Source organism: Frigoribacterium sp. Leaf172, assembly GCF_001424285.1.
Lineage (GTDB): Bacteria > Actinomycetota > Actinomycetes > Actinomycetales > Microbacteriaceae > Frigoribacterium.
On the sequence record NZ_LMPB01000004.1, the window covers coordinates 24,895 to 50,960 of the forward strand.

Here is a 26,066-nt window from a genome sequence, read left to right on the forward strand (position 1 = left end):
GTTTTCCGACGTGTCCGCCGAAAGGGGGACACGATCGTCCCCTGCGGCGACCCGTGAACTGGGGGTCAAGGTCGCCAGCTCCGTCCAGCATCTTGCACAGCAGTGTGCAAGATCGTAAGATCGGCACGTGAACACGACGACCACCCGCACGCGAGCGCCGCGACGCGACGCCACCGCCAACCGCGAGGCCCTGATGGCGGCCGCGGTGCGCCTCCTGAACTCCGACCCGACCGTGCCCCTCGAGGCCATCGCCGCCGAGGCCGGCCTGTCGCGGCGGAGCGTCTACGGGCACTTCGCCACCCGCGACGACCTCGTCCGGGAGGTCACCCTGCGCGGCGCCGCCCGCATCGGGGCCGCCGTCGTCGTCCAGCCGGGCTCGAGCGACCCGGTCGTCCAGCTCGCGGCGCTCGGCGCCCGACTGTGGTCCGAGGTCGAGCACGTGCGCGTGATGGCCCAGCTCACCGTGCGGGGCCCCCTCATGCACGCCGTGGGCGAGGCTCTCGCCCCGCTTCGCGCCTACGTCCGCGAGACCGTCCGTCGCGGCGTCATCGAGGGCCGCATGCGACCCGACATCGACGTCGACACGCTCGCGCACCTCGTCGAGGGCGCCGCCCTCTCGGTGCTCGACGAGGCCACCACCCGCGATCTCGGGCGCGACGAGGGCCACCGCCTCGTCATGCTCGCCGTCCTGGCCGTGATCGGGCTGAGCTGGCGCGAGGCCGACGACCTCATCGCGCGGAACCCCGAGCTCGCCCTCCCCGCACTCCCCACCCTCGAGCCGGTCGACCACGAGGCGACGGCATGAGGCTCGAACTCGTCGCCGCCGCGGTCGGCGACGGCCCCGGCGCCCCGCTCGCCCCGCTGAGCGTCGTCGCGGACCGCGGCCGCCCCGGCTTCGTCGCCGTCGAGACCGAGAACGGCCCGACCGTCGCCAGCCTCGTCGCGGGCGGTCGGATGAGCCCCGACCACGGGGGCGTGCTGCTCGACGGGTCCGACGACGCCGCGGCGATCCGCGCCTCCGTCGCCCTCGTGGACACCCCCGGCGTCGCCGAGCCGTTCGGCTCCCTGACGGTCGCGCAGGTCGTCCGGGAGGAGCTCGCCCTCGCCGGGCTCCGCAGCGACCGCGCCTCGGTCGCGCTCCTGATCGGATCGCTCGGGCTCGACGAGCACCGACGGACGCGCCTCCACTCCCTCCCGACCGACCGACGGGTGCGGCTGCTCGCCGAGCTGGCCGTGCTGCGACCGGAAGTGCGCGGGCTCGTCCTCACGACCCCCGAGCGTCACGGCGGCGATGTCGCGGCCTGGCTCGAGGTCGTCCGCGACCTCGTCGACCGCGACTACACGGTGCTCACCGTGACGAGCTACGCGGCGCTCGCCCAGGCCTCCCTCCCCCTCCCCGACGTCGACGACGACGCCCCGTCTCCGACACCCGAAAGCGACCCCTCGTGAAGATCGTCACGCTCGTCCGTTCCGAGTTCCAGCGACTCACCTCGACGGGCCTCGCCCGGCTGGCCCTCGTCGCGCTGATGACCGTCCCCCTGCTGTACGGCGGCCTCTACCTCTGGGCCAACCAGGACCCGTACGCCAAGCTCGATCAGGTGCCGGCCGCGCTGGTCAACTCCGACGCGGGCGCCGTCTCCGACGGCGACGCGGTCGACTACGGCGACGACGTCACGAAGGAGGTGCTCGACGGCGGCGACTTCGACTGGCACGAGACGACCTCCCAGGAGGCGCGGGCCGGCCTGGAGGACGGAACCTACGACTTCACCTTCACGATCCCGAGCGACTTCAGCGCCGACCTCGTGTCGGCGTCGGGCGACGACCCCCGGCGTGCGCAGATCGTGCTCGCGACGAACGACACCAACAGCTACCTGTCGACGACCATCGCGGAGCAGGCCGCGAAGACCATCCGCGCCTCCGTGACCGAGCGGGTCGGCAAGGAGGCCGCGACGCAGCTGCTGGTCGGCCTGTCCGACATCCGCACCAGTCTCGGCGACGCCGCCGACGGGTCGGCGCAGCTGAACGACGGACTGGGGACGAGCGTCGGAGGGGCCGACCGGCTCTCGGCGGGCGCCGCCGACGCCCGTGACGGCGCCGACCGCCTGGCCTCCGGGGCCGCCGACGCCCACCAGGGCGCCGATCAGCTGGCCGCGGGCGCGGCGGCAGCCGACTCCGGGGCTCGCACCCTCGCCGACGGCACCGCGACCCTGAGCACGGGGGCCGCGGCCCTCGACACCGGCCTTCAGCAGTTGCGCTCGGGCACCGCCGATCTGCCCACGCAGACCGAGGCCCTCGCCGACGGGGCCGCTCGGGTCGCGGCGGGCAACGACCAGCTGGCGACCACCGTCGGCGGAGCAGCCGCCGACAGCCAGCGAGCGGTTGACGCGCTCCCCCAGGCCCAGGCCGCCGCTCGGGCCGACATCCAGGCTGCCCTGGCCGTCCAGGGCTACGACGCCGACCAGATCGCCGCGATCGCCGCGACCTTCGCGCCGGTCACCGACGATCTCACCACCCGGCTGACCGATGCGAACGCGCAGCTCCAGGCCCTCGACGGCTCCGTGTCGACCCTGGCGGCGGGCGCCGACCAGGTGGCCGCGGGGACGAGCACCCTCGCCGAGCGGACGCCGGCGCTCACCGCGGGCGTCTCGTCGGCCGCCGACGGCTCGTCGCAGCTGGCCTCCGGGTCCGCGAGCGCCGCCTCCGGAGCCTCAGACCTCGCCGACGGGCTCGGCACCCTCGACTCGGGGGCCGCCGCGCTCGCCGACGGCCTCGGCACGCTCGACTCCGGAGCGGCGACGCTCGCCACGGGGCTCGGCACGCTCGCCGACGGCACGGTCGAGCTCCACGACGGCCTCGTGCAGCTGCGCGACGGCAGCACCAGGCTCTCGGACGGTCTGCAGAACGGTCTGGCGCAGATCCCGGCCAGCAGCGAGCAGTCCCGGGACGATCAGGCGTCGGCGATCTCCGACCCGGTGTCCGTGACCGACCGCGCCCTGACGAGCGCGGGCACCTACGGCGCCGGACTCGCACCGTTCTTCATCAGTCTCGCGGCCTGGATCGGCATCTACGCGCTGTTCCTCATCGTGAAGCCGCTGTCGAAGCGGGCCATCACGGCCGTGAAGGCGCCCGGTCGCGTCGTGACCGCCGGCTGGCTGGCCCCCGCCCTGCTCGGCCTCGTGCAGATGGTCGCCCTGTTCGGCATCGTCACGGGCCCGCTCGGCTTCGACGTCGCCCATCCATGGGGCATGGTGGGCCTCATGGTGCTCGCCTCGGCGACGTTCGCCGCGATCATCATGATGCTCAACGTGCTGCTCGGCAGCGTGGGTCAGTTCCTCGGACTGGTGCTGATGGTCGTCCAGCTCGTGACCGCCGGGGGCACGTTCCCCTGGCAGACCCTGCCCGCCCCCCTCGCGGCGCTGCACTTCGCCCTGCCGATGAGCTACGCGACCGACGGGCTGCGGCAGGTCATGTACGGCGGCAGCCTCGTGACCGCGACCGGCGACGCGGCCGTGCTCGCCTGCTGGCTGCTCGGGGCGCTGCTCGTGTCGTATCTGGCCGCCGCGCGGATGACCCGCCGCCGGACCCTTCGCGACCTCCGCCCCTCGCTGATCGGCTGACGCCGGGGCCCCGCCGGGGCCGGAACCGAGGAGGCGCGGGTCGAGCATCAGCCGACCCGCGCCTCCTGCTGTGGCATGTCGTCTTGACGTTCCACATGTCGGTGACCAAAACTATCGTGATGCACACGATCCCCGCGAAACCTCCGCCCGCCGTCCTGGCCTACCCGATGCACGGCCAGGGGAAGTTCACCACCGAGGGCTATCGCACGCGCGACGCGCATCTCGTCGAATGGCTGGGGCGCCTCACGGGCGGCCGGGGCGGCGTCGCCGTCGTGTCGCGACCCGAGCCGGTCGTGCTCCGCGCGGCGGGTGCCCTCCGCCGCGTCGGGGGCCCTCGAGGCGACGGAGGGGGCGTCGCCGCCGGCACGCACCCCGTCGAGACGACGACCTGGCGTCTGCCCGACCCGCGCGACCGGCGCCGGTGGTGGACGCGTTCGGCGGACGCGTACCCGGGGCTGCCCGACGACTGGCGCGACGTGCCCGCGGTCGTCTGGAACCCCTTCACGGCGCTGGCGCTGCCGCGCTCGAATCCCTTCGTGACCGGGCGGACGACCGTGCTGGATCTGCTCGACGACTGGAGCGTGCACCATGCCTTCGCCGGCATCCGCGCCGATGTCGAGCGCGCCTACTCGGCCGCCTTCGCCAGCGCGTGTCACGTGACGGCCAACGGCGAGGGCACGGTCGCCCTCGCCCGGCGGTTCGGCCGCGACGACGTCGTGCTGCTGCCGAACGGCTGCGACCCCGAGCGGTTCGATGACACCAGCGCGGCCTCCGGGCCGCTCACCGTCGGGTACGTCGGCAAGATCGGGCGCCGGCTCGACCTCGACGGCATCATCGACTGCATCGAGGCGGAGCCCGAGGTCGGGTTCGTCTTCGCCGGCCCGGTGCTCGACCGCGGCTACCGCCGGCCGCTGGCCTCGATGCCGAACGTCACCCTGCTCGGCGACGTGCACTACGACGACGTCCCGGCCCTCCTGCGGAGCTTCGACGTCGGGTGGGTGCCGCACCGGGTCGGCAGCTCGGGAGGCTCCCCGGGCGGCGAGGTCGGGGGCGACATCATCAAGACGTACGAGTACCGGGCGGCGGGGCTGCCCGTGCTGACCACCCCCGTCGACGGATGCGACAGCCGGGGGCTCGACGGCGTGACCGTCCTGCCCCTCGACGGCCACGCCGCCCGACTCGGCGGGTGGCGACGCTCCGGACCACGGGTCGCCCGTCGACCGAGCGTCATCCCGCACGACGCGACCTGGCGCCCCAAGGCCGAGACGATCCTGGCCGCGGCGTCGGGGTCGCCGTCGCCGGTCGCCGAGGCCGCTCGATGAGGGTCGCCCTCGTCGCAGCCCCGCTCATGGCCCGGAGCGGCGTCTACCGCTCGGCCCACGACCTCGTCGGCGCAGCACGCGCGCGGGGCCTGCCCTGGACTGCGCTGATCGGGGTCCGGCCCGAGGCGCCCGGTGCGGTGACGCACTCCCCCGGCGTGACCGAGACGTCGATCTCCCGACACGGCGTGGACGTCCTCCGCGACGTGCACCGCATCGTCCACACGGATCCCGACGTCCGCCGCGCCGACGTCGTCATCTCTCTCGTTCCCCAGAGCGACATGGTGGTCGCCGCGTCGCGGGCTCTGCGTCACGGCCCGCGGATCGCCTGGGTGCGCGGCCTGCCCTGGCCGGCCGCCGGCGAGCAGGCCCGTGCCCGCCGTCTGCTCCTCGCGACCCTCGAGTCGCGGGCGCTCCGCCGCCTCGACGACGTCTGGGCCACATCGCCGTCACTCGCCGACCAGGTGTCGAGGGTCCGCGAACCCGCGATCGTGCAGGCCGGGGTGCCCGGCCTGCCCCGCACCTCGACCGGTGAGCAGGAGGGGCCGCTCGTCTGGGCCGGGCGGCTCTCGGTCGAGAAGGGGCCGGGCGAGTTCCTCGACCTCGTGCGCCGCGTCGGGGGCCCGGCGCGCCTCCACGGCACCGGTCCGCTCGACGACGAGCTGCGCGCCCGCCGACACGACGGACTCGAATGGGCCGGCTGGCTCCCCGCGGACCGGCTCTGGGGCGACGCCGGCGTGGCCGTGACGACGTCCTTCCGCGACGCCTTCGGACGCAGTCCCGTCGAGGCCGCCTCGGCCGGCGTGCCCGTGCTCCTGAGCGAGGGAACGGGCGCGGCACCCGCCCTGTACACCGATCCGGGGCTCCGCCGGCGCTTCGTCCTCCCCCTGGACGATCACGGGGCCTGGGACACCGCCGTCCGCGACCTCCGCCGCGATCCCGACCTGCGACGCCTCGTCTCCGACCACGTCCACTCCACCGCCTCCGAGCTGACCATCGACCGGTCCCTCGACGCGGCGCTGCACCGGCTCGCCGTGCTGGCACCGCACCTCGCTCCCCTCGAACGGACGGCCAGCCGATGACCCCCCTCGACCTCCTCGGCGCCCTGCGCCGGTCCGCGCTGCTGGTCGTCGCCATCACCCTCGTCGGCATCGCCCTCGGCGCCGCCGCCGTCGCGATGACGGCTCCGCTCTACACGTCGTCGACCCTGCTGTTCGTGTCGGTCCGTTCGGCCGCCACGACGACGGCGGGCGAGCTCGTCCAGGGCAACGCCGCCGCGCAGCAGAAGGTGCAGTCGTACGTGGGCGTCGCGACGAGCCCCCGGGTCCTGCAGCCCGTCGTCGACGATCTCGACGACGAGACGACCCTCTCGTCGTTGGCACCGCAGGTCTCCGCCGAGACGCCGGTCGGCACGGTCAACATCCGCATCACGGTGGTCGACGCCGACCCGTCCCGGGCCGCACGGCTCGCCGGCGCGATCGCCGAGAGCTTCCGCACGGTCGTCGTCGACGAGCTCGAGACGCCGGCCCCCGGCGGCACGAGCCTCGTCGGCGTCGAGACGCTGGCGCCCCCGGTGGTCGCGACAACCCCGTCGAGTCCCGACCTGGTCGTCGATCTGCTGCTCGGCGGCCTGGTGGGGCTCTGCGCCGGCGTCGCGGCCGCCGCCCTCCGGGCCCGCCTCGACACCCGCATCCGCAACCGCGCCGACATCGAGGCGGTCACCGGCGGCCCCGTCCTCGGCGCGCTGGCCTTCGACCGCGACGCCGGGCAGCGACCGCTCGTCGTCGCCGTGGACCCGCGGAGCCCGTTCGCCGAGTCGTTCCGCGCGCTGCGGACGAGCGTGCAGTTCATCGGCCTCGACCGCACGGCACGCTGCCTCGTCGTGACCTCGGCACTGCCCGCCGAGGGCAAGACCACCACCGTGGCCAACCTCGCCGTGGCGCTCAGCGAGACCGGCTCGCGGGTGATCGTGGTCGACACCGATCTGCGCCTGCCCCGGCTGGCGGAGCTCCTCGGTCTCGAAGGGGCCGTGGGGGTCTCCGACGTGCTGCTCGGGCGGGCGGATCTCGCCGACGCCGTCCAGCCGTGGGGCCGCGGCGGCCTCGCCGTCCTCCCCGCGGGCACCCTGCCGCCCAACCCGAGCGAGCTGCTCGGGAGCAACCGCATGGCCGACCTGCTCGGCGAGCTCGCCCGGCACTACGACCACGTCCTGCTCGACGCCCCGCCCCTCCTCCCGGTCACCGACGCGGCCGTGCTGAGCCGACTCGCCGACGGGGCGATCGTCGTGGCGGCCGCCGGCCGCGCGACCCGCGGGCAGCTGGCCACGGCCCTGGAGACCCTCTCGTCGCTCGGTGCGACCTCGTTCGGAGTCGTCGCGACGATGCTCCGACCGACCGGCCCGCAGTCGTACGGGTACGGCTACGGCTACACGGCGCCGCGCACGGCACCGGAGGCCGACCCGGCGACGGCCTGAGGCGCGCCGCGCAGCGGCGGACCACGTCGGCGGACCACTCGGGTCGTCGCACGGGCGCTCCGTCTCACCGACGCGTCGTCGCACCGAGACGTCGTCGCACGCACACCCCGTCGCGCCGGGCGGAGTCAGCCCAGCAGCTCGCGCAGTCGGGACTCGTAGGCCGCGCAGACGTCGCTCCAGGCGTAGTGCCGCCGAGCTCGTCGGCGGGCCGCCGCGCCGAGGTCGGCCCGCCTCGTCGGGTCGTCGAGGAGCCCCACGACGGCACGGGCGATCTCGCCGGGCTCTGGGGCGACGAAGACGCCGGTCTCGCCGAGCACCTCGCGGTTGTAGACGGTGTCTCGCGCGACGACCGGCGCCCCGCAGGTCATCGCCTGCACGAGGGCGGGGTTCGTCCCCCCGACGCTGTGCCCGTGGAAGTAGACCCCGGCGTTCCGCCAGAGCGCGAAGAGGCGGCGGTCGTCGCGCAGGTGACCCAGGTGCTCGACGTTCGGGGATCGGGCGACGAGGTCGGCGACACGCTCGTCGAGAGCCCCGCCGTAGCCGCTCGTGCCGACGATCACGACGGGGTGTCGTCGCGCGATGAGCTCGGCCGCCGCGACGAACTCCGCCACGGTGTTCTCCGGGACGAGACGAGCCACGAACAGCACGTAACCGCCGGGCACGAGAGCGGAGTCGGCCTCGGCGAGCTCCGCCGTCGAGGCGTCCGGCGCATCGGCGCCGTAGGGCACGAACACCCCCTCGACCCCGAACTCGTCGCGCCAGCGACGTTCGATCTCGCGGGCGTCGCAGACGATGCGATCGGCCCAGCGGGCCGTCGCGACCGCGCCGGCCCGGAACACGGCGCGCGCCAGGCGACCCCACTTGGCGCGCTCCCACTCGATGCCGTCGACGTTGACGAGCGTCGGCACGCCGCGCCAGCGCAGCAGCGGCAACCAGAAGCCGTTGGCGCAGTTCATCACCAGTACGACGTCGGGTCGCCGCCGCACGGCGTCCGCGGTGGCCGTGAACCCGTAGGTCAGCGTGCTCAGCGAACGCGTCTCGAGCCCCCGGGTCTCGCGACGCACGATGCGCGGGTCGGCCCCGTCGGCGGTCGTCGCCCCGGGGCGGCCGTAGACGGTGACGTCCCAGCCGGCGTCGGCGAGCGCGGGAGCGAGTCGGCGGACGGCCGTCTCGAACCCGCCGTAGTGGCTCGGGTATCCGCGCGTGCCGATGATCGCGACCCGGGGACGGCGCTCGCCGGGGCCGAGGGGGTCTGCGACGGCTGCGGAGACGGCTCGGCCGGGCTGCTGCTGCTGCTGCTGCTGCTGCTGGCGGATCATGGGGCGCTCCCTGGTGGGTCGAGGTCGAGGTTGGGGCCGGGGCCGGGGTCGGGCGGGCGGCCGGCGAGCGCCGCGGCACCGGATGCGAGGACGGTCATTGAGGGCCAGAAGACGTAGTCGAAGGTGACGAGCATCCCGACGAACACGGCGCAGAGCGCCCGTGCCAGGGGGTCTCGGGTCGCGAGCGCGATCACCAGGACGGCCACCGACAGGGCGACGCCGAGGACCCCCTGGGTGGCCAGAGTGGTCACGAGCTGGTTGTCGAGCACCCAGAAGCCGTCCTGAGGGAAGAGCCCCTCGTCGTAGAGCCGCTCGACGGTGCCCACCCCGCTGCCGAACACGACCTCGAGGAGGGGCCGGCCCAGGAGGCGGGGGACGGATCCGATGGTGCCCGCCCGGTTCTCGTACGATCCGGACGAGACGAACCGGTCGGAGGCGACGCCGAGCTCGTCGACGAAGACGACGACGGCGACTCCGACGCCGAGGAGGGCCGCGGCGGCGCGGACGGCCCCCCGCCCCTCGCTCGCCGCGACGACGAGCACGGCGACGGCCAGGATGGCGGCGAGGACGACGCTGCGACTGCCCGACAGCAGCATGCCGACCATCAGAGCCGAGGCGACCAGCACCCGGGCGGGCAGCGGGACCCGGCGGCCCGCGGCGACCGTGACCACGAACGCCGTGCACAGGACGACGCCGTAGGTGATCGGATGCCCGAGGGTCCCCTGCACCCGCTCGAGCCCCCCGGGCAGGAGGGTGTTCACCAGCACGTAGTCGTTCACGTCGCGGTGGCGGCGCCCCCAGGGCACCGGGTCGCCCGTCGCGAACTCGACGAGACCCAGGGCGACCTCGAGCGATGCGATGACGACGACGCCCGCCCCGAGCACGCGGAGGTCGGTCGGCGAGGCCCGGAGCACGCACCAGGCGGCGCCGACGGCCAGCGCCCCGACGCGCACCGTGAGCCCCACGGCCTCGGGGTAGCCGACGACCGTCGTCGCGAGCGCCACGGCGAAGGAGACCGCGGTCAGACCGACGATCGCTCTGCCCCGGGGAGCCGACGGCGCGCCGGGGCCCAGGGCCGCCGCCGCCAGCAGGCCGATCGCGCCGTAGACGGCACCCGTGCGGACCCCCTCGGGCGCCGCCGACGAGGCCGTGGCCACGAGCAGGGCCACCGCAGCCACCAGGACCGCACCGCGCCGGGCCGCAGCGGGCACGAGCAGAGCCCCGACCGTGCCGGAGGACCCGACGATCAGCGCCGCGGCGCCGACGACGCCCGCGTCGACCGAGCCGCCGATCACGTCGGGGACCCCGGGGAGGCGCGGCGCGAGCCGACGAGGAGGGGCACCACCACCGCGGCCTGGACCCCCACGGCGACGGCCTCGGCGGCCGCGACGCCGAGGAGGGCCCCGGTCGCACCGCCGGCCGCGCCGCCCCACAGCACGCCCGTCACCCCGATCGCCGCGGCCGCGATGGCGGCGACGGTCGTGACGCGGACGACCCCGAGCGTCACGAGCGCGAGGCCGAACGCCCGGGACAGGCACGTCAGGGCGACGAGCAGGGCGGCCACGGCGACGGCGCCCTGCTCGACCTCGACGACGCCGGTGAAGAGCACCTCGACGGCGGGCGGCAGGGCGACCAGCACGGCGACGGCCGAGGCCAGGGCCAGGGCGGCGTTCACGGCGAGCGACGTGACGGTGCGGCGCACGGCCAGGTCCGCGTCGGGGGTGCCGACCCACACCTGCAGCCGCTGGGGGACGATCGCGACGACGCCGAGCCCGGCTCGGGCCAGACGATCGATCGCGCCGAAGGCCGCGACGGACCCCGGCGCCACGCTCTGCAGCAGCGCGGCGGGCAGCGTCTTGTACAAGGCCGTGACGGCGCGGCCCGTCGTGACGACGAGCTGCCCCCGCACGATGGACGGCACGGCGAGGAGGCGTTCGCCGGTGGGGGTGATCCGGACGCCCACGGCCCGACCGGCGGCGACCAGGGTCACGGCCGCCGCCGTCAGCGACGCGAGGCCGTACGCCTCGAGCGGGCCGCCGACGGCGATGACGGCCGCCGCCGCCAGGGCGAGGACGACCCGGGGCACGGCCTCGCAGAGCAGGGTGAGACCCGGTCTCCCGAGGCCGACGAAGAGCCACGTGGGGCTCAGGGCGCCGGCGGCGATGCCGAGGGTCAGCAGCACCGCCGCCGCGCGGTGCTCGTCGACGAGAAGCGCCACCGCGACGGCGGCGATCGGAGCGACGACGACCAGGGCGACGAGACGCGAGGCGAGGGCGTCGTGATGCACCTCAGCGCAACGGGCCGGGTCCCGCGCCACGCGTTGCGGGCCGACGACCACCCACCCGAGCTCGGCGACGACCGCGGCACCCGCCCCGACCGAGAGCGCCACGGCGCAGGCCGCCCAGCCGTCGGCGCCGTAGCGGCTCGTGACGGCGGGCACGACGGCGAACGGGGCGAGGGCGGCGACGAGAGGCGAGGCGCCGTAGAGCAGCAGGGTCGTGACCTGGCCGAGGAGGCGCGTCACCGTCGGTCGCCCGCCGCGCCGAGGTGCGCGTCGAGGCTCGCGTACCCCCGGGCCACGAGGGCCTCGAGAGCCGGTGCGACCGGGCCCGGGGTGCGAGCGGTCGGGCGATGATCGCTCCGCCCGAATGCGACGAGGGCCGCGGCCACCGACGAGGCGTCGCCCGGTTCGGTCTGCACGAGTCGCGCCCCGGCCACGACCTGCAGCTCGTCGAGGGCGGTGCTGCGCTGGGTGATGACCGTCCGACCGCAGGCGAGACCCTGCCAGACCTTGTTGGCCACGACCGATCGCGCCTTGGCCGAGTCGCCGAAGACCCCCAGCACGACGTCGCTCTCGGCGATGGCCGCTCGGAGATCGCTCTCGGGAACAGGATCGACGAACCGGCAGGAGGCGCTCAGCCCGGAGCGGTCGACCAGTCGGCGGATGCCGTCCCGACGCGGTCCTCCCCCGATGAGCGTCAACTCGACGGACCGATGCGGCACGGTCATCTCGAGGGCCTCGATGACCGTCTCGGTGCCGTGGAGGGGGATGTAGTTGCCGTAGTAGAGGACCCGGAGGGTGCCGCCCGGATCCGTCGGGGGCAGGTCGCGCGCCCAGGCCGGCGCACCGACCGGGAGGACGACGACCGGGGTCGAGCCCCCGAGACGGCGGAGCGACTCCGCTCGGGGCTCGGTGTCGCTGAGGGCCACGTCGGCGAGGCGGACGGCGAGCCGATCGAGCAGTCGGAGCCGCAGCGCCCGCAGCGACCCCGGTCGGACGGACCCCCAGTCGAGCACGGCCGTCTCGTGCAGGCCGATGAAGCAGTCGACGACCAGCAGGGCCCCGCGGAGCCGGGACGCGAGCCAGGCCCAGGGCGCGTGGCTCGACCGCATCTCGGAGACCACGATCACGTCGACGTCGCGGGAGCCGCGCCAGAGTCCCCGTGCGTCGTCGAGGGCCCGGACGAGGCGCCCCCGACGACGGCTGCGGGCGACGACGACGACCCGGGCCCCGTAGCGCTCGGCCAGGTGGCCGCGGATGCGGGAGTTCCGCGGGTAGGCGTCGTCGTGGACGCCGTAGTAGAGGACCTTCACGTCGTGACGGTCAGAGCGCCACGACGTGGTCGCCCGTCAGCACGTGGCGCGTGTCGAAGGTGGGCACGCCGTGGAGCAGCGAGAGGTCCACGCCGTCGTGATCGGTGACCACGACGGCGGCGTCGACCTCGGACACGACGTCGCGGACCAGGTCGACGCGACGGATGTCGGCGGGCCAGTACCGCTCGTGGACGTGCGGGTCGACGGCGACGACCTCGGCTCCCTGCTGCAGCAGGGAGCGGGCGATCTTGAGGGCCGGAGCCTCGCGCACATCACCCGAGTTCTTCTTGTACGCGAGACCGACGAGCAGCACGCGCGACCCCCGGACCGACCTCGAGCAGTCGTTCAGCATCGACTGCACCCGCTCGACGACGTGGTCGGGCATGTGCTCGTTGACGTCGTTGGCCAGGTCGACGAACCGGAACGGCTGACCGAGTCGGCGTCTCACCTGCCACGACAGGTAGCTGGGGTCGATCGGCAGGCAGTGACCGCCGACGCCCGGGCCCGGCGTGAACCGCATGAAGCCGAAGGGCTTGGTCGACGCCGCGTCGATGGCCTCCCAGACGTCGACTCCGAGTCGGTGCGCGAAGACGGCGAGCTCGTTCACCAGCGCCACGTTGACGTGTCGGAACGTGTTCTCGAGCAGCTTCGTCAGCTCGGCCTCGCGGGTGCCGGAGACCGGGACGGTGCGGAGGACGAGGTCGTCGTAGAACCTCGTGACCGCCGTCAGCGAGGGCGCGTCGATGCCCGAGACGACCTTGGGGGTCTCGACGAAGCCCCACCGGCGGTTGCCGGGGTCGATGCGCTCGGGGCTGTAGCCGACGTGGAAGTCGCGACCGGCGCGGAGGCCCGAGCCCTGTTCGAGGATCGGCACGACGAGCTCGTCGGTCGTGCCCGGATACGTGGTCGACTCGAGGATGACGGTGGCCCCGTGCCGCAGCCGCCCGGACAGCGACCGCGAGGCGCTCTCGACGAACGAGAGGTCGGGCAGACCGTCTCGGAGCGGGGTCGGCACGGTGATGACCGCGACGTCGAAGCCGTCACCGACCTCGTCGTAGTCCGATGTGACGTGATATCGGCCCGAATCGGCCGCGGCCCGGAGGGCCTCGTCGGTGACGTCGTCGACGTACGACGACCCCGCCAGGAGGCCGTCGATCCGGTCGCGGTCGAGATCGACGCCGACGACCCGGTAGCCGACCTCGACCGCTCGCATCGCCAGGGGCAACCCGACGTACCCCTGCCCGACGACAACGACTGTGCTGCTCATGCCTACGCCCCTCTCGACGCCCCCTCGTGGGGGCGGTGGGGCAATCTAAGCACAGACGATATGGCAACCGAAAGATATTACACAGCGCCGCTCACGACTCGATGCCCGCGACCGCCGTCGGGTCGGCGTCGTCGAGGAAGGTCCCGAGGCGCTCGACCTCGGACTCCTCGCCGATCGCGGCAGCCCCTCGGCGGAGCGCGTAGAGCGAGCGGAGCACGCCCCGGTTCGGCTCGTGGCTCCACGGCACGGGACCCTGCCCCCGCCAGCCCGCGCCGCGGAGGGCGTCGAGCCCCCGGTGATAGCCGACCCGCGCGTAGGCGTAGGCCTCGAGGTGCGCGCCCCGCGCCGCCGTCTCGTCGGACAGCAGCGCCCACGCGAGCGACGACCGAGGATGCGCGGCCGCGACCTCCGCCCGGGTCATGGTCTCGAGGTCGGCGAGCACCTCGGGCTCGGCGGGCAGGCGGGTCTCGGGAACACCGAGCAGGTTCTGGGAGGGCATGCGGACCAGGCTATCCGCCGCACGAGGGGAGGCGCTGGGCCTGTCGCTCTCTGTCGAGATAATGTAAAGTATCTCATGTTTGCAGATCGTCAGGAGACCCATGCCCTCGCCCCTCGTGTCCGTCGTCATCCCGGCGATCGCCGTCGACGACTACCTGCTCGAGGCCGTCTCGTCGGCCCTCGGGCAGACGTGGTCGCCCCTCGAGGTCGTCGTCGTGCTCGACGGGGCCACGGGAGACGAGGACGCCCTGCCGGTCGACCCGCGCCTCCTCGTGGTCCGTCTCCCCCGCCGCAGCGGCACGCCGTTCGCGCTGAACGCCGGGATCGCCGCGTCGCGGGGGGAGTTCGTCGCCCGCCTCGACGCCGACGACCGGGCCGAACCCGAACGCCTCGCCCGGCAGATGGAGGTCTTCGCCTCGCGTCCCGACCTCGTGGCGCTCGGATCGTCGGTGACGGTCGTCGACGCCGAGGGGACGCCCCTCCGCCATCTCGCCGCCCTCTCGGGCCGCGATCTGCGACGCGCACTGCTGACCCGGAACGTCCTCACCCACTCGGCGACGACCTACCGCCGCTCCGCCTTCGACCTGGTGGGCGGCTACGACCTCCGCTGCACCCGGATGCAGGACTACGACCTCTGGCTGCGCCTCGCGACCGTCGGTCCGATCGACAACGTGCCCGAGGCCCTGACCTCGTACCGCGTGCACGACGGGCAGCACAGCCGCCGGACGCCGCCCTGGGGCGCGGCGAGCCGCAGCGTCCTCGCCGGGCGCCGCCGACTCGCGGCAGCGCTCGGTTCGCCGCCCTCCGCCCAGCGGGCCCGCGACGCGGTGTGGAGCGCCGCCCAGATCACGCGGCACCTGGGGCTCCGGCGCCCTCGCTACCTCCCGTCGCCGATCACGCGGCGGTCACGCCGCGGCGTGCTGCTCGTCACGACCGCCGACGTGAGCCTCGACGTGCTCTACGCGGGTCAGGTGCGGCACTGGCTCGGCCGCGGCGTCGCCCCGCTGGCGATCGCGTCGGGCGACACGGGTCGCCTGGCCGCGGTCGGTCGCCGGGAGGGCGTGCGGGCGCACGCGCTCCCGCTCGTCCGCGACCCGTCGCCGGTCGACGACGTGCGCGCGCTCGTCGCGACCACCCGGCTCCTGCTGCGTCTGCGGCCGGCCGTCGTCGTCTACGGCACGCCCAAGGCGTCACTGGTCACCGCGCTGGCGGCGGCCGTCGCGCGGGTCCCCCGCCGGGTCCACGTGCTGCACGGCCTGCGGCTCGAGACCCAGACGGGTCTGCCGCGCCGCATCAGCATCGCCGCCGAGCGCATCGTGGCCGCCTCGTCGACCGAGACGGTCGCCGTCAGCGCATCGCTGGTCGACACCTGCCGCGAGCTCGGCATCCCGACCACCACGACGACGGTGCTCGGCGACGGCTCGGTGGGCGGTGTCGACGTCGAGGGGTTCGCGGCGGCCGGCCGGGACCACGGGCGGCGTCGCGCGGTCCGCGCGGCGCACGCCATCGACGAGGACGCCCTCGTCGTCGGCTTCGTCGGCCGGGCCTGCGCCGCGAAGGGCCTCGTCGAGCTGACGTCCGCCGTCGCCCGACTCCGACGGGAGGGCCTCCCCGCGCACCTCGTGATCGTGGGCCCCGACGAGGGCCTGGCCGACCTCCCGCCCGAGACCCTCCGGCTCCTCGACGGGGACGGGTTCGTCGTGCACGGCCCCGTCGACCACGCGTCCGAAGTGCTGGCCGCGTTCGATGTGCTCTGCCTGCCCTCCCACCGCGAGGGCCTCGGCTCGGTCGTGCTCGAGGCGAGCTGCGCCCGGGTGCCCGTCGTCGTCAGCGACGCGCCGGCCCTCGCCGAGGTCATCCGACACGGCGTGACCGGACTCGTCGTGCCCCGACATGACGACGTGGCGCTCGCCGGCGCGCTCCGTGCCGTCCTGACCGATCGCCGCCTCGCGGCCTCCCTGGCGGCGGCCGCGGCGGAGTCGGTGGCCGAGCGCTTCGACCACCGCGCCGTCTGGGATCGAGCCGCCACGCACCTCCTCGGGCATCTCAGCTCGGCGGGCGCCCGAACCGGTGCTGACGCACCCACGCGTGCATGACGACGGCCGCCGCGGCCGACGCGTTGATGCTGCGGGTCGACCCGAACTGCGAGATCTCGAGCACCGCCTCCGACGCCGCGAGCGCCTCGTCGCTGAGACCGGGCCCCTCCTGACCGAAGAGCAGCACGCAGCGCTCCGGCAGGTCGAACGTCTCGATCGGCACCGACCCCTCCACGTTGTCGACCGCCAGCACGGGCAGCCCGGCCTCCTGCGACCACGCCAGGAACGACTCGACGTCGGGGTGGTGCACCACGTGCTGATACCGGTCGGTGACCATGGCTCCGCGCTTGTTCCAGCGGCGACGACCGACGATGTGGACGGTGTCGGCCGCGAAGGCGTTCGCGCTCCGCACGATCGACCCGATGTTCATGTCGTGCTGCCAGTTCTCGATCGCCACGTGGAACGGATGCCGGTGCTCGTCGAGGTCGGCGACGACCGCCTCCATCGTCCAGTACCGGTACCGGTCGATGACGTTGCGCGAGTCGCCGTCGCGCAGCAGGTCGCGGTCGTACCGGTCGTCGGCCGGCCATTCGGACTCGCCGCCGGGCCAGGGGCCCACCCCGTGCGGAGGAGGCGTGGTCCCGCTCGCGGTCGGGTCGGGGGCGTCGTCCTGGGGCATCGGACCAGGCTACGGCCCTCGACATCCGGGAGGCGCGCCTCCCGGGGTCCTGGACGGTGCGATCCGCGGGCGCGCGCCTCGGCGACGCGGCCGAGGCGTCGTCCGCCGCTCCGAGGAGGGCGGGCCGCGCACCGGACCGGGGTGGAACGGAGGGCGGCTCAGTAAGGTGTCGTCATGGCTCCCCGCGACGAGGTCGAATGCTGGCTCACCGACATGGACGGCGTGCTCGTGCACGAGAACCACGCGCTGCCGGGCGCGGCCGCTCTCATCCAGCAGTGGCAGGACGAGGGCACGCCGTATCTCGTCCTGACCAACAACTCGATCTTCACGCCCCGCGACCTCGCCGCCCGGCTGCGCGCGTCGGGCCTCGACGTGCCGGAGGAGCGCATCTGGACGTCGGCGCTCGCGACCGCCGACTTCTGCCGCTCGCAGATGCCGAACGGATCGGCCTTCGTGATCGGCGAGGCCGGGATGACGACGGCCATGCACGAGGCGGGGTTCATCATGACCGAGACCGCGCCCGACTACGTCGTCGTGGGCGAGACGCGCAACTACTCGTTCGACGCCATCACGAAGGCCGTGCGCCTGATCCGCAGCGGATCGCGCTTCATCGTGACGAACCCGGACGCCACCGGGCCGAGCGCCGAGGGCGTGCTGCCCGCCACCGGGGCCATCGCCGCGATGATCCAGGCGGCCACGGGCAGGTCGCCGTACGTGGTCGGCAAGCCCAACCCGATGATGTTCCGATCGGCCATGAACCGCATCGGGGCCCACAGCGAGAACACCGCGATGATCGGCGACCGCATGGACACCGACATCATGGCCGGCATCGAGGCCGGACTGCACACGATCCTGGTCATGACCGGCATCAGCGATCAGGCCGAGATCGAGCGGTATCCCTTCCGGCCGAACGAGATCCTCACCGGGGTGCACGAGCTGGTGCGCGCCGAGCCGGTCGAGTCCGACGTCGTGCCGTCGGAGTTCTGAGCCCGCCTGACGCCCGGCGCCCGCCGCCGCGCCGCCCCGTGATCAGAGGTCGACGACCGCGGCCGCCCAGGACAGACCGACGCCGAACCCGACGAACAGGGCCTTCTGACCCCGCGAGGCCCGCCCGCCGGCGAGAGCAGCCTCGAGCGCCAGGGGGATCGACGTCGACGTGGTGTTGCCCACCTCGTGCATCTCGACGACGAACCGGGACGGGTCGATGCCGAGCTTCCTGCGGAGGGTCTCGAGCATGAAGGCGTTCGCCTGATGCAGGACGAACACGTCGATGTCGTCCATCGTGACGCCGGCCGACCGGAGCGAGCGGTCGACGACCTCCGGGACCACCCGCAGCGAGAACGTGAACACCTCGGGGCCGTTCATGTACAGGTCGCGCCCCGACGGCGTCAACCCGCGGGCCGCGGGCAGCGACTTCGGAGCGAGCACCGACGGGTCGGCGAACCCGCCACCGGGGACGATCAGGTGCTCCACCCCCGAGCCGTCGGTGCCGTAGGCGAAACCGGTGAGGGCCGGCGCCTCCGCCGACGCCGTCACGAGGGAGGCGCTGGCGCCGTCGCCGAAGAGCGACCGCAGCTGCCGGTCGGCCGGGTTGATGAAGCGCGAGATCGTGTCGACGGTCACGAGCAGGATCGTCCGGGCCTGCCCCGACTCGATCAGGCCCTTCGCGACCCCGAGGGCGTAGACGTAGCCCGAGCAGCCCACGGTGAGGTCGAGCGCGCCCACACGGTTCGGGAGACCGAGCCGGTGCTGCACGAGGGAGGAGGTCGACGGCATGGTGAAATCGGGGCTCTGCGTGCAGAGGAGCAGGAAGTCGACGTCGTCGCGATCGATGCCGTTCTCGCGGAAGAGCCGCTCGGCCGCGCCGACGGCCAGGTCGGACGAGGTCTCGCCGTCGACGACGTGGCGGCTGACGATGCCCGTCTTCGCCGTGAGGCGGTCGATGTTCTCGGGGGCGAATTCGCGGTTCAGCTCGTCGTTGTCGACGACCCGCGGGGGGACGAACGACGCGACCGGCCCGAGGGCGGCGTAGCGGAAGGGAGCCGAGGAGGCGCGGGTCGGGCTCATCGCGCAGCCCCCGGCAGCATCACGGCCGGCACCCCGAAGACGGTCGACTCGGGGCGGACCCGGCGGAGGACGACGCTCCCGGCGCCGACGCGGGCCGAGGCGCCGATCTCGACGCCCGGGCTCAGGACGGCGGCCGTGGCGACGAACACCCGGTCGCCGACCGTGACCCCGCCGAGCAGTTTGGCCCCGCCGCTGACGGTGGCGCCGTCGCCGACGACGACGTCGTGGCCCAGCGCGGCCGACGCCTGGAGCCAGACGTGCGCACCGACCGTCACATCGGTCGAGACCACGACGAACGGATAGACGACAGACCCTTCGCCGATGCTCGAACCCGGGAGGATCACGGCGGTGTCGTGGACGAAGGTGGCGTAGGCGGCTCCGACGGCGTCGAGCCGCTCGACCACGGACGCCCGCGACCGCGGCTCGCCGATCGCGCAGAGCACGAGGTCGGCGGAGTCGGGGACGTACGCGTCGATCGTGGAGACGACGGGTGCCGGCGACCCGGGTCGTTCAGCGGCATCGTCGACGAAGACGACGTCGTCGATGCGATGCGCGGCGAGGAACCGCGGTGACGACCGCACCAGGGCGAGCAGCTCGCGACCGGCGCCGCCGGCCCCGACGAGGACGAGGCGACGGCGCGTCTCGGCGAGCGCCGGGGTCTCGACGGGATCGAGATCCGCGGTCACGCGAGGACGGGAGCGGTCAGGGCCTGGACGTCGGCCAGGGTGACGCATCGAGCCAGCGCTTCGGCGTCGACGACGACGCCGCAGGAGGAGTCGGCTTCGGCGATGAACATCGCGTTGGCGAGGGAGTCCCAGCCGATGTCGGAGAGGCGGTCCGTCAGCGCCAGGGAGCCGGGTGCGGCGTCGACGAGATCGGCGGCGAGGGTGAGCAGGTCGGTGTCGTTCATGAGTCCTCACGGGGGTCGAGGAGCACGGCTGCGCTCCGACCATCATGCTACCCGTGGTACATGTATTTCACAATATCAATCCTCATCTTCTGAGGTCGACGACCGGCCCCTCCGGCGTCACGCCGATCGACCACGACGTCGTGGCGACGAGCGCCTCCGTCGAGCCGAACGCCGATCGCCCGAGGAGGAAGAGCGCGAGGAGCGCCAGCACGATGACCACCGCGGCACCGACCCCGAGGAGGATCTTGCGTCCGCGCGGCCAGTCCTCGATGCCGCCTCCCGAGGAGGCGCGGGTCGAGCGGGATCCGGCGTCGCGCCTCCTCGACGGGGTCTCGCCGGTCGCGACGGGGTCGGGCTCGGGCTCGGGCGACCGGGAGCGCCTCGGCCCGGGTCGATCGCCGGCGGCGGGACCGGCGTCCGCGCCGGGACCGGAGTCGCCGAACAGGGGGGCGAGCGGCGAGTCCAACGGGGTCCGGCGGGCCCGGAGGGGCAGCGCCGACGTGGCTGCGTCGCCGATCCCCTCGTCGTCGGACGACACCGGACGCGGCCGGTCGACGTCGTCGCCGCCGTCGTCGTCAGCGAGCGACCACGACCCGGCGGGCGGCCCGTCGGACGGCTCCTCGGGTTCGGGCTGGCGGATGATGCCGAGGATCTGGGTGAAGGTCGGCTCGGGCTCGGAGTCGCCGGGGGATGCGGGCGACGAGGCCCGGACGTCGGCGGGCGCTCCGTCGACCGGCGCGGTCGCCGGAGCACCAGCCGGGGGCGTCTCGACCGGGGGCGTCGCCGCCGGCAGCGGCAGGTGACCCGCGGCCTCGGCGAGACGGCGCTCTCGACGGGTCATCTCGTGGTGCTCCTCGACCCACCACGGGGCGCCCGGCGTCGAGGCCGGCGTCTCGGGCGCAGCGGGGGCGGCGGGCTCGGCGGCGGGGTTCTCGGACGTGGCTTCCCCGGGAGCGGGGTTCTCGGGTGCAGGGTCCTCGGACGCGGCGGCCTCGGGAGCAGCGTTCTCGGACGCGGCGGCCTCGGGAGCAGCGTTCTCGGACGCGGGGGCCTGCGATACGAGGCCCTCCGGCGCGGCAACAGCGGGCGCCTCGGGCGAGGAGGGCTCGATCGTGCGCGTCGCGACGGTGGGGGTCTCGACGACGGGGGTCTCGACGACGGGAGGGGCGTGGTCGACGACCCGCTCCTCCTCGTCGACGGATCCGGCGTCGGCGGGCAGATCGAAGGCGCGGGTCGCGGTGTCGGAGACCACCGCGTCGTGCGCCTGGGTGGGCGGGAGTTCATCGACGGCGGGCGCGGGCGCTGGCGGCGCGGCCTGCGGCGTCGGCTGCGGCTGCGGCTGCGACTGCGGCTGCGGCTGCGGCTGCGGCTGCGGCTGCGACTCGACGGGAGCAGGTGCGGAGGGCGACTCCGGAGGAGCGACCTCCGACCGCGCGGTCTCGGACTCGGGCGGCAGGGCGTTCCAGTCGAACGTGCGAGGCTCGGCCGAGATGTCGGACGCGGCGGCCGGCGTCGTCAGGATCGCCGTGAACGGACCCGGCTCGCCGGAGGGCGAGGGCGTCGAGGTCGGCACGGGAACGGACCGCCCGGGCTCGCCATCCTCGGGCCTGTCGGCGGAGCGCTCGACGGCGGAGGGCTCCGCGGGCGAGGGCTCCGCGGGCGAGGGCTCCGGGGACGAGGCGGGGCGAGCGTCGTCGCTCGGAGTCGTCGGGGACTCGTCGGGGCCGGGGCTCATCGCCCCGCGGAGCGCGCCGAGATCGAGGGCCATGGGGTGACCGGAGCTCCGCGTCACCGCGGTCTCGTCGGTCGGCGCGGGCGGCACGGCCAGGAACGGCAGCTGCGCGGCCCGACGGGGGACGACCGGGACGACCGGGACGGGCGGCGTGGCCTCGCGAGGCGACTCCTGCTCCTCGTCGGACGCGGGCTCGGAGTCGGAGACCGGCTCCGTGCCGGGCTCGAACTGCGCGGCGAGCCAGTCGCTCGGGTCGCGGTCGGCGTCGTCGACGCCGCGACCGGCGGGTTCGTCCGTCACGGCTGCAACCCGAGATCGTCCAGGCCGATGGCGGCGAGGTAGGGATAGCCCGCGGCCTCGATCACCTCTCGGGCGCCGGTGCTGCGGTCGACGACGACGGCCACGGCGGCGATCACCGCGCCGACGGCCTCGAGCGCCTTCGCGGCGGCGAGGGGGGACCCGCCGGTCGTCGAGGTGTCCTCGAGCACGATGACGCGCTTGCCGGCGAGCTCGGGGCCCTCGACCTGCTTGCCCCGGCCGTGGTCCTTCGGCTCCTTGCGCACGACGAAGGCGTCGTAGTCCTTGCCGAGGGCGACGCCCTGGTGCAGCACGGCGGCCGCGATGGGGTCGGCGCCCATGGTCAGCCCGCCGACGGCGGACACGTCGGGGACCCCGTCGATGAGGTCGACCATGACCCGGCCGATCAGCGGCGCGACGCGGTGGTCGAGGCTGACCTTGCGGAGGTCGATGTAGTAGGTCGCCTTCTTGCCGCTCGTGAGCGTGAAGTCGCCGTGGAAGACGGCCTCGGAGCTGATGAAGTCGATGAGCTGGGTGCGTGCGTCGGTCACGACCCACATGGTACGGCAGACCCCTCCACAGGCATCGAGGCCGCCGGTCCCCCGTCGTCGAGGGCTCCGTCGGGGGCTGTCGCCGCGCCTCCCCGGTAGCGTGGTCGACATGCGAGTCGCCACCTGGAACGTCAACTCCGTCCGCGCCCGAGCAGGCCGTGTCGTCGACTGGCTGGTGCGTGAGGACGTCGACGTCGTCGGCCTGCAGGAGATCAAGTGCAAGCCCGAGCAGTTCCCGTTCGACGCGTTCCGCGAGGCCGGCTACGAGGTCGAGCTGCACGGTCTCAGCCAGTGGAACGGCGTCGCGTTCGCCAGCAGGCTCCCGATGGACGACGTCGAGATCACCTTCCCGTCGCAGCCCGGCTTCGCCAAGGGCCACGAGGGCCCCGATCAGCCGAAGGAGGCCCGGGCCATCGGCGTGACCGTCGAGGGCGTCCGGCTCTGGAGCCTCTACGTGCCCAATGGTCGCGAGCTCGGCGACCCGCACTACGACTACAAGCTCGACTGGCTGGCCCGGCTGGCCGACGAGACGCGGGCCTGGCTCGCCGAGACGCCCGACCTGCCCCTGGCCCTGATGGGCGACTGGAACGTCGCGCCCCTCGACTCCGACGTGTGGGACATGTCGGTCTTCGCCGGCAGCACGCACGTCAGCGCGCCGGAGCGCGAGGCCTTCGCCCGCTTCGAGGAGGTCGGGCTGTCCGACGTCGTCCGCCCGCGGATCCCCACGGGCTACACCTACTGGGACTACAAGCAGCTCCGGTTCCCCAAGAACGAGGGCATGCGGATCGACTTCATCATGGGCTCGAGCGCCTTCGCGGATCTCGTGACCTCGGCCGCCATCCACCGCGACGAGCGCAAGGGCGACGCCCCGAGCGACCACGTGCCGGTCGTCGTGGATCTCGATCTCGACACCGAGCTCGACGACGACAGGCCGATGATCTTCTGATCCGACGCGGCCCGCCCGCCGCGACGGCGACGGCTACGCCAGCAGGGCGGCGATGACGACGAGCACCGGCACGGCGACGATCGTCGTGACGAGCACCGTGTCACGGGCCACGACCACCCCCGTGCGGTAGCGCTGCGCGTAGTTGAAGACGTTCTGCGCCGACGGCAGCCCCGCGAGCACGACGGCCACGAACAGCTCGTGCCCCTCGAAGCCGAAGACGAAGGCGCCGAGCAGCCAGGCCACGAGAGGCATGACCACCAGCTTGAGCACGGTCGCGAGCACGACGTCGGCGCGACCCTCGCGGGCCTGCAGGGGTCGCGACCCCACCAGCGACATGCCGAACGAGATGAGCACGACCGGGACGGCGGCGCCGCCCACCAGCACGAACGGCTGCATCACCGGCTCGGGGATCTCGAGCCCCGTCACCGCCACGACGACCCCGAGGGCCGAGCCGATCAGCAGCGGGTTCGTGAACGGCCGGGCGATGGTGCGCCCCAGACTGCTGCCCCGGTTGGTCGCCGTGTCCATCACCGCGAGCACGATCGGCGTGAGCACCAGCAGCTGGAAGAGCAGGACGGGCGCCACGAAGGTCGCGCTGCCCAGCACGTAGGTGGCGACGGGGAGGCCGATGTTGTTCGCGTTCACGTACGCGCCTCCCATCGTGCCGATGGCCGTCTCGGCCGCCGTCCGCTTCAGGACGAGCTTCAGCACCAGCACCGAGATGACGGCCGCCACGAGCGAGGCGGCGGCGCTGACGACGAGGAGGCGCGAGAACAGGACGTGGACGTCGGCCTGCGAGATCGTCGTGAACAGCAGGCACGGGGTCAGGACGAAGAACACCATGCGCGAGAGCACGTGGTGCCCCTGCGGCCCGAGGAGGTCGATGCGACCGACGACGTAGCCGACGGCGATCACCGCCCCGATGATCCCGAACCCGATCAGCACTCCGCCCATGCACCCATCTTGGTGCAGACCGCCGACGACGGGATCAGGCGGCGCTCCCGCCCGTCCCCCGGAACTCGGTCATCGTCGCCGAACCCTCGGCGGAGACCCCCTCGCGGGAGAGCACGACCCGGACGGTCCGCAGGAGGATCCGCGCGTCGAGCAGCGGCGACGCCTCGTCGACGTACCGGACGTCGAGAGCCAGCCGGTCGTCCCACGAGAGGGTGTTGCGACCGGCCACCTGCGCGAGTCCGGTGAGGCCCGGGGCGACCTCGTGCCTCCTCGCCTGCTCGGGGGTGTAGCGGTCGAGGTAGACCGGCGGCAGGGGGCGGGGTCCGACCAGGCTCATGTCCCCGACGAGGACGTTGACGAGACCCGGCAGCTCGTCGAGGCTCGTCGAGCGGAGCAGACGGCCGAAGGGGGTGAGGCGATCCGCGTCGGAGACGAGCCCCCGGGCCTCGTCCACCGGGAGCATGCTGCGGAACTTCCGCAACCGGAAGACCCCTCCGCCTCGGCCGACCCGCTCCTGCCGGAAGAGCACCGGGCGACCGAGCGCCGCCCCGACGGCCGCCGCCGTGAGGAGGAGGACGGGCGAGAGCACGACGAGGGCGGCTGCGGCGACGACGACGTCGGCGGCGCGACGGGCGGCACGGCCCGCTCGCCCGACGTCACGCACGGACGCCCGCCGCATCGAGGGCGGCCGTCAGGCGCGAGCCCACGCGATCGAGGTCGTCGTCGCCGAGCACCGAACCGCTCGGGAGGGTCAGGCCGCGGTCGAAGAGCGACTCGGCGGCCCCCGTGACGAGCCGCCCGGTCGCGGCGAAGACCGGCTGGAGGTGCAGGGGCTTCCAGAGACGCCGGGTCTCGATGGCGTCCGCGGCGAGAGCGGCCCCGACGCTCGTGACGGCCGCCGGGTCGTCGAAGACGACCGAGGTCAGCCAGGCGTTGTCGTGGCCGTCGGCCCCGTCGTCGTGCAGGATCCGCACCCCGGGTCGATCGGCCAGCAGCTCGCGGTACCGGGCCCGGACTTGGTGCCGCCGGGCGATCATCCCGTCGAGCCGGGTCAGCTGGGCCCGCCCGAGGGCCGCGAGGATGTTGCTGAGCCGGTAGTTGTACCCGATCTCGTCGTGCTCGTAGTGGGCGACGGGGAGGCGCGCCTGGCTGGCCACCCGCCGCGCGTCGGCGGCGAGGTCGCCATCGTCGGTGAGGAGCATCCCGCCGCCCGACGTGGTCATGATCTTGTTGCCGTTGAACGACACGGCCGATGCCCGGCCGAACGAGCCGGCGGCCCGACCGCCCCGGACGGCCCCGAACGACTCGGCGCTGTCGCAGAGCACCGGCACGCCGTGAGCGGTCGAGACGGCCTCGATGCGCTCGAGATCGGCCACGCGCCCGTAGACGTCGACGGGCAGGACGGCGGAGACGGGGCGCCCTGATGCGGCGAGCGCCGTCAGGGCCTCGTCGAGGAGCGCGGGGTCGAGCTCGCCCGTGTCGGGGTCGCAGTCGACGAAGTAGGGCACGGCGCCGGCGTGGACCGCGGCGTTGGCCGTGGCGGCGAAGGTGAAGGACGCGGTCACGACGAGCGAGCCCGGAGCCACGCGGAGGCCGCGGAGACCCAGATGCAGGGCGGCGGTGCCGGAGGACAACGCGACGCCGTGGTCGACTCCGACCCGCGTGGCCACCTCGCGCTCGAACGCGTCGACCTCGGGGCCGAGCGGTGCGACCCAGCCCGAGCGGAGGGCCCGGTCGACGGCGTCGCGCTCGGCGTCGCCGACGTCGGGTGCGGACAGGTGGATGCGGGATCCCATGAGACTCCTTC

General features: G+C 74.0%; 24 protein-coding genes. 9 read left to right on the forward strand and 15 right to left on the reverse strand.

Going from position 1 to position 26,066, the window contains the following annotated elements:
- Positions 1-127 precede the first annotated feature (127 nt).
- The 6 genes from ASF89_RS13110 (at position 128) to ASF89_RS13130 (ending at position 7,409) form a co-directional block, all read left to right on the forward strand.
- Positions 128-805 (forward strand): TetR/AcrR family transcriptional regulator, encoded by a 678-nt coding sequence (locus tag ASF89_RS13110; RefSeq protein WP_235476646.1) that lies wholly within the window; start codon positions 128-130, stop codon positions 803-805.
- Positions 802-1,449 (forward strand): hypothetical protein, encoded by a 648-nt coding sequence (locus tag ASF89_RS13115; RefSeq protein ID WP_055801184.1) that lies wholly within the window; start codon positions 802-804, stop codon positions 1,447-1,449. The genes ASF89_RS13110 and ASF89_RS13115 overlap by 4 nt, the downstream gene beginning before the upstream one ends.
- The gene (locus ASF89_RS13120) at positions 1,446-3,617 is read left to right on the forward strand and encodes a YhgE/Pip domain-containing protein (protein WP_055815637.1); all 2,172 of its coding nucleotides are present in this window, start codon (positions 1,446-1,448) and stop codon (positions 3,615-3,617) included. Before ASF89_RS13115 ends, ASF89_RS13120 begins: the two co-directional genes overlap by 4 nt.
- Before the next feature lie 119 nt (positions 3,618-3,736).
- A complete protein-coding gene (locus tag ASF89_RS13125) occupies positions 3,737-4,939 on the forward strand; it encodes a glycosyltransferase (protein ID WP_156463426.1) in 1,203 nt (400 codons plus the stop codon).
- The gene (locus tag ASF89_RS15465; RefSeq protein WP_162240702.1) at positions 4,936-6,018 is read left to right on the forward strand and encodes a glycosyltransferase family 4 protein; all 1,083 of its coding nucleotides are present in this window, start codon (positions 4,936-4,938) and stop codon (positions 6,016-6,018) included. Before ASF89_RS13125 ends, ASF89_RS15465 begins: the two co-directional genes overlap by 4 nt.
- Positions 6,015-7,409 (forward strand): polysaccharide biosynthesis tyrosine autokinase, encoded by a 1,395-nt coding sequence (locus ASF89_RS13130; protein WP_055815640.1) that lies wholly within the window; start codon positions 6,015-6,017, stop codon positions 7,407-7,409. The genes ASF89_RS15465 and ASF89_RS13130 overlap by 4 nt, the downstream gene beginning before the upstream one ends.
- A gap of 125 nt (positions 7,410-7,534) precedes the next feature.
- Here ASF89_RS13130 and ASF89_RS13135 read toward each other — a convergent pair whose 3' ends face one another.
- The 6 genes from ASF89_RS13135 to ASF89_RS13160 form a co-directional block, all read right to left on the reverse strand.
- Positions 7,535-8,728, reverse strand: coding sequence for a glycosyltransferase (locus ASF89_RS13135; RefSeq protein WP_082490027.1), 1,194 nt, complete (start codon positions 8,726-8,728; stop codon positions 7,535-7,537).
- Complete coding sequence (locus ASF89_RS13140) at positions 8,725-10,023, reverse strand: hypothetical protein (RefSeq protein ID WP_055815643.1); 1,299 nt, start codon at positions 10,021-10,023, stop codon at positions 8,725-8,727. Before ASF89_RS13140 ends, ASF89_RS13135 begins: the two co-directional genes overlap by 4 nt.
- Positions 10,020-11,252, reverse strand: a complete 1,233-nt coding sequence (locus ASF89_RS13145) for a hypothetical protein (RefSeq protein WP_055815646.1) — start codon at positions 11,250-11,252, stop codon at positions 10,020-10,022. Before ASF89_RS13145 ends, ASF89_RS13140 begins: the two co-directional genes overlap by 4 nt.
- Positions 11,249-12,322, reverse strand: a complete 1,074-nt coding sequence (locus ASF89_RS13150; protein ID WP_055815650.1) for a glycosyltransferase — start codon at positions 12,320-12,322, stop codon at positions 11,249-11,251. Before ASF89_RS13150 ends, ASF89_RS13145 begins: the two co-directional genes overlap by 4 nt.
- Positions 12,323-12,332: 10 nt before the next feature.
- Positions 12,333-13,589: a nucleotide sugar dehydrogenase gene (locus ASF89_RS13155; RefSeq protein ID WP_055815653.1), complete on the reverse strand. Its 1,257-nt coding sequence runs from the start codon at positions 13,587-13,589 to the stop codon at positions 12,333-12,335.
- 91 nt (positions 13,590-13,680) lie between these two features.
- Positions 13,681-14,088: a DUF3151 domain-containing protein gene (locus tag ASF89_RS13160; RefSeq protein ID WP_055801158.1), complete on the reverse strand. Its 408-nt coding sequence runs from the start codon at positions 14,086-14,088 to the stop codon at positions 13,681-13,683.
- A 100-nt stretch (positions 14,089-14,188) separates the two neighbouring features.
- Between ASF89_RS13160 and ASF89_RS13165 the strand changes: the two genes are divergently transcribed.
- A complete protein-coding gene (locus ASF89_RS13165) occupies positions 14,189-16,183 on the forward strand; it encodes a glycosyltransferase (protein ID WP_055815656.1) in 1,995 nt (664 codons plus the stop codon).
- On the opposite strand, the gene ASF89_RS13170 is transcribed toward ASF89_RS13165, so the two are convergent.
- Positions 16,134-16,802: an RNA methyltransferase gene (locus ASF89_RS13170; RefSeq protein WP_055815658.1), complete on the reverse strand. Its 669-nt coding sequence runs from the start codon at positions 16,800-16,802 to the stop codon at positions 16,134-16,136. The two genes, ASF89_RS13165 and ASF89_RS13170, sit on opposite strands and share 50 nt — an antisense overlap.
- A 174-nt stretch (positions 16,803-16,976) precedes the next feature.
- Between ASF89_RS13170 and ASF89_RS13175 the strand changes: the two genes are divergently transcribed.
- Positions 16,977-17,789 carry an HAD-IIA family hydrolase gene (locus tag ASF89_RS13175; protein ID WP_055801148.1) on the forward strand — a complete coding sequence of 271 codons (813 nt, stop codon included), beginning with the start codon at positions 16,977-16,979 and terminating at the stop codon, positions 17,787-17,789.
- Between the two features lie 42 nt (positions 17,790-17,831).
- Here ASF89_RS13175 and ASF89_RS13180 read toward each other — a convergent pair whose 3' ends face one another.
- The 5 genes from ASF89_RS13180 to pyrE all read right to left on the reverse strand — a co-directional run bounded on the left by ASF89_RS13180 (position 17,832) and on the right by pyrE (position 22,359).
- Positions 17,832-18,869, reverse strand: coding sequence for a ketoacyl-ACP synthase III (locus ASF89_RS13180; RefSeq protein WP_082490029.1), 1,038 nt, complete (start codon positions 18,867-18,869; stop codon positions 17,832-17,834).
- Complete coding sequence (locus ASF89_RS13185; RefSeq protein ID WP_055801145.1) at positions 18,866-19,555, reverse strand: NeuD/PglB/VioB family sugar acetyltransferase; 690 nt, start codon at positions 19,553-19,555, stop codon at positions 18,866-18,868. Before ASF89_RS13185 ends, ASF89_RS13180 begins: the two co-directional genes overlap by 4 nt.
- The gene (locus ASF89_RS15760) at positions 19,552-19,779 is read right to left on the reverse strand and encodes a phosphopantetheine-binding protein (RefSeq protein WP_055801141.1); all 228 of its coding nucleotides are present in this window, start codon (positions 19,777-19,779) and stop codon (positions 19,552-19,554) included. Before ASF89_RS15760 ends, ASF89_RS13185 begins: the two co-directional genes overlap by 4 nt.
- Positions 19,780-19,861: 82 nt before the next feature.
- Positions 19,862-21,811, reverse strand: a complete 1,950-nt coding sequence (locus ASF89_RS13195) for a hypothetical protein (protein WP_055815662.1) — start codon at positions 21,809-21,811, stop codon at positions 19,862-19,864.
- On the reverse strand, positions 21,808-22,359 hold the full coding sequence (gene pyrE, locus ASF89_RS13200) for an orotate phosphoribosyltransferase (RefSeq protein WP_235484130.1): 552 nt from the start codon (positions 22,357-22,359) through the stop codon (positions 21,808-21,810). Before pyrE ends, ASF89_RS13195 begins: the two co-directional genes overlap by 4 nt.
- 109 nt (positions 22,360-22,468) lie before the next feature.
- Here pyrE and ASF89_RS13205 point away from each other — a divergent pair, with 109 nt between their 5' ends.
- Positions 22,469-23,305 (forward strand): exodeoxyribonuclease III, encoded by an 837-nt coding sequence (locus ASF89_RS13205; protein ID WP_055815669.1) that lies wholly within the window; start codon positions 22,469-22,471, stop codon positions 23,303-23,305.
- A gap of 33 nt (positions 23,306-23,338) precedes the next feature.
- Here the strand turns inward: ASF89_RS13205 and ASF89_RS13210 are convergent, their stop codons facing one another.
- The 3 genes from ASF89_RS13210 to ASF89_RS13220 are packed head-to-tail and all read right to left on the reverse strand — an operon-like array spanning position 23,339 to position 26,055.
- Positions 23,339-24,259 carry an AEC family transporter gene (locus ASF89_RS13210; RefSeq protein ID WP_055815672.1) on the reverse strand — a complete coding sequence of 307 codons (921 nt, stop codon included), beginning with the start codon at positions 24,257-24,259 and terminating at the stop codon, positions 23,339-23,341.
- A gap of 34 nt (positions 24,260-24,293) precedes the next feature.
- Positions 24,294-24,923 carry a sugar transferase gene (locus ASF89_RS13215; protein WP_235484132.1) on the reverse strand — a complete coding sequence of 210 codons (630 nt, stop codon included), beginning with the start codon at positions 24,921-24,923 and terminating at the stop codon, positions 24,294-24,296.
- Positions 24,916-26,055: a DegT/DnrJ/EryC1/StrS aminotransferase family protein gene (locus ASF89_RS13220; protein WP_055815678.1), complete on the reverse strand. Its 1,140-nt coding sequence runs from the start codon at positions 26,053-26,055 to the stop codon at positions 24,916-24,918. The genes ASF89_RS13215 and ASF89_RS13220 overlap by 8 nt, the downstream gene beginning before the upstream one ends.
- Positions 26,056-26,066 lie beyond the last annotated feature (11 nt).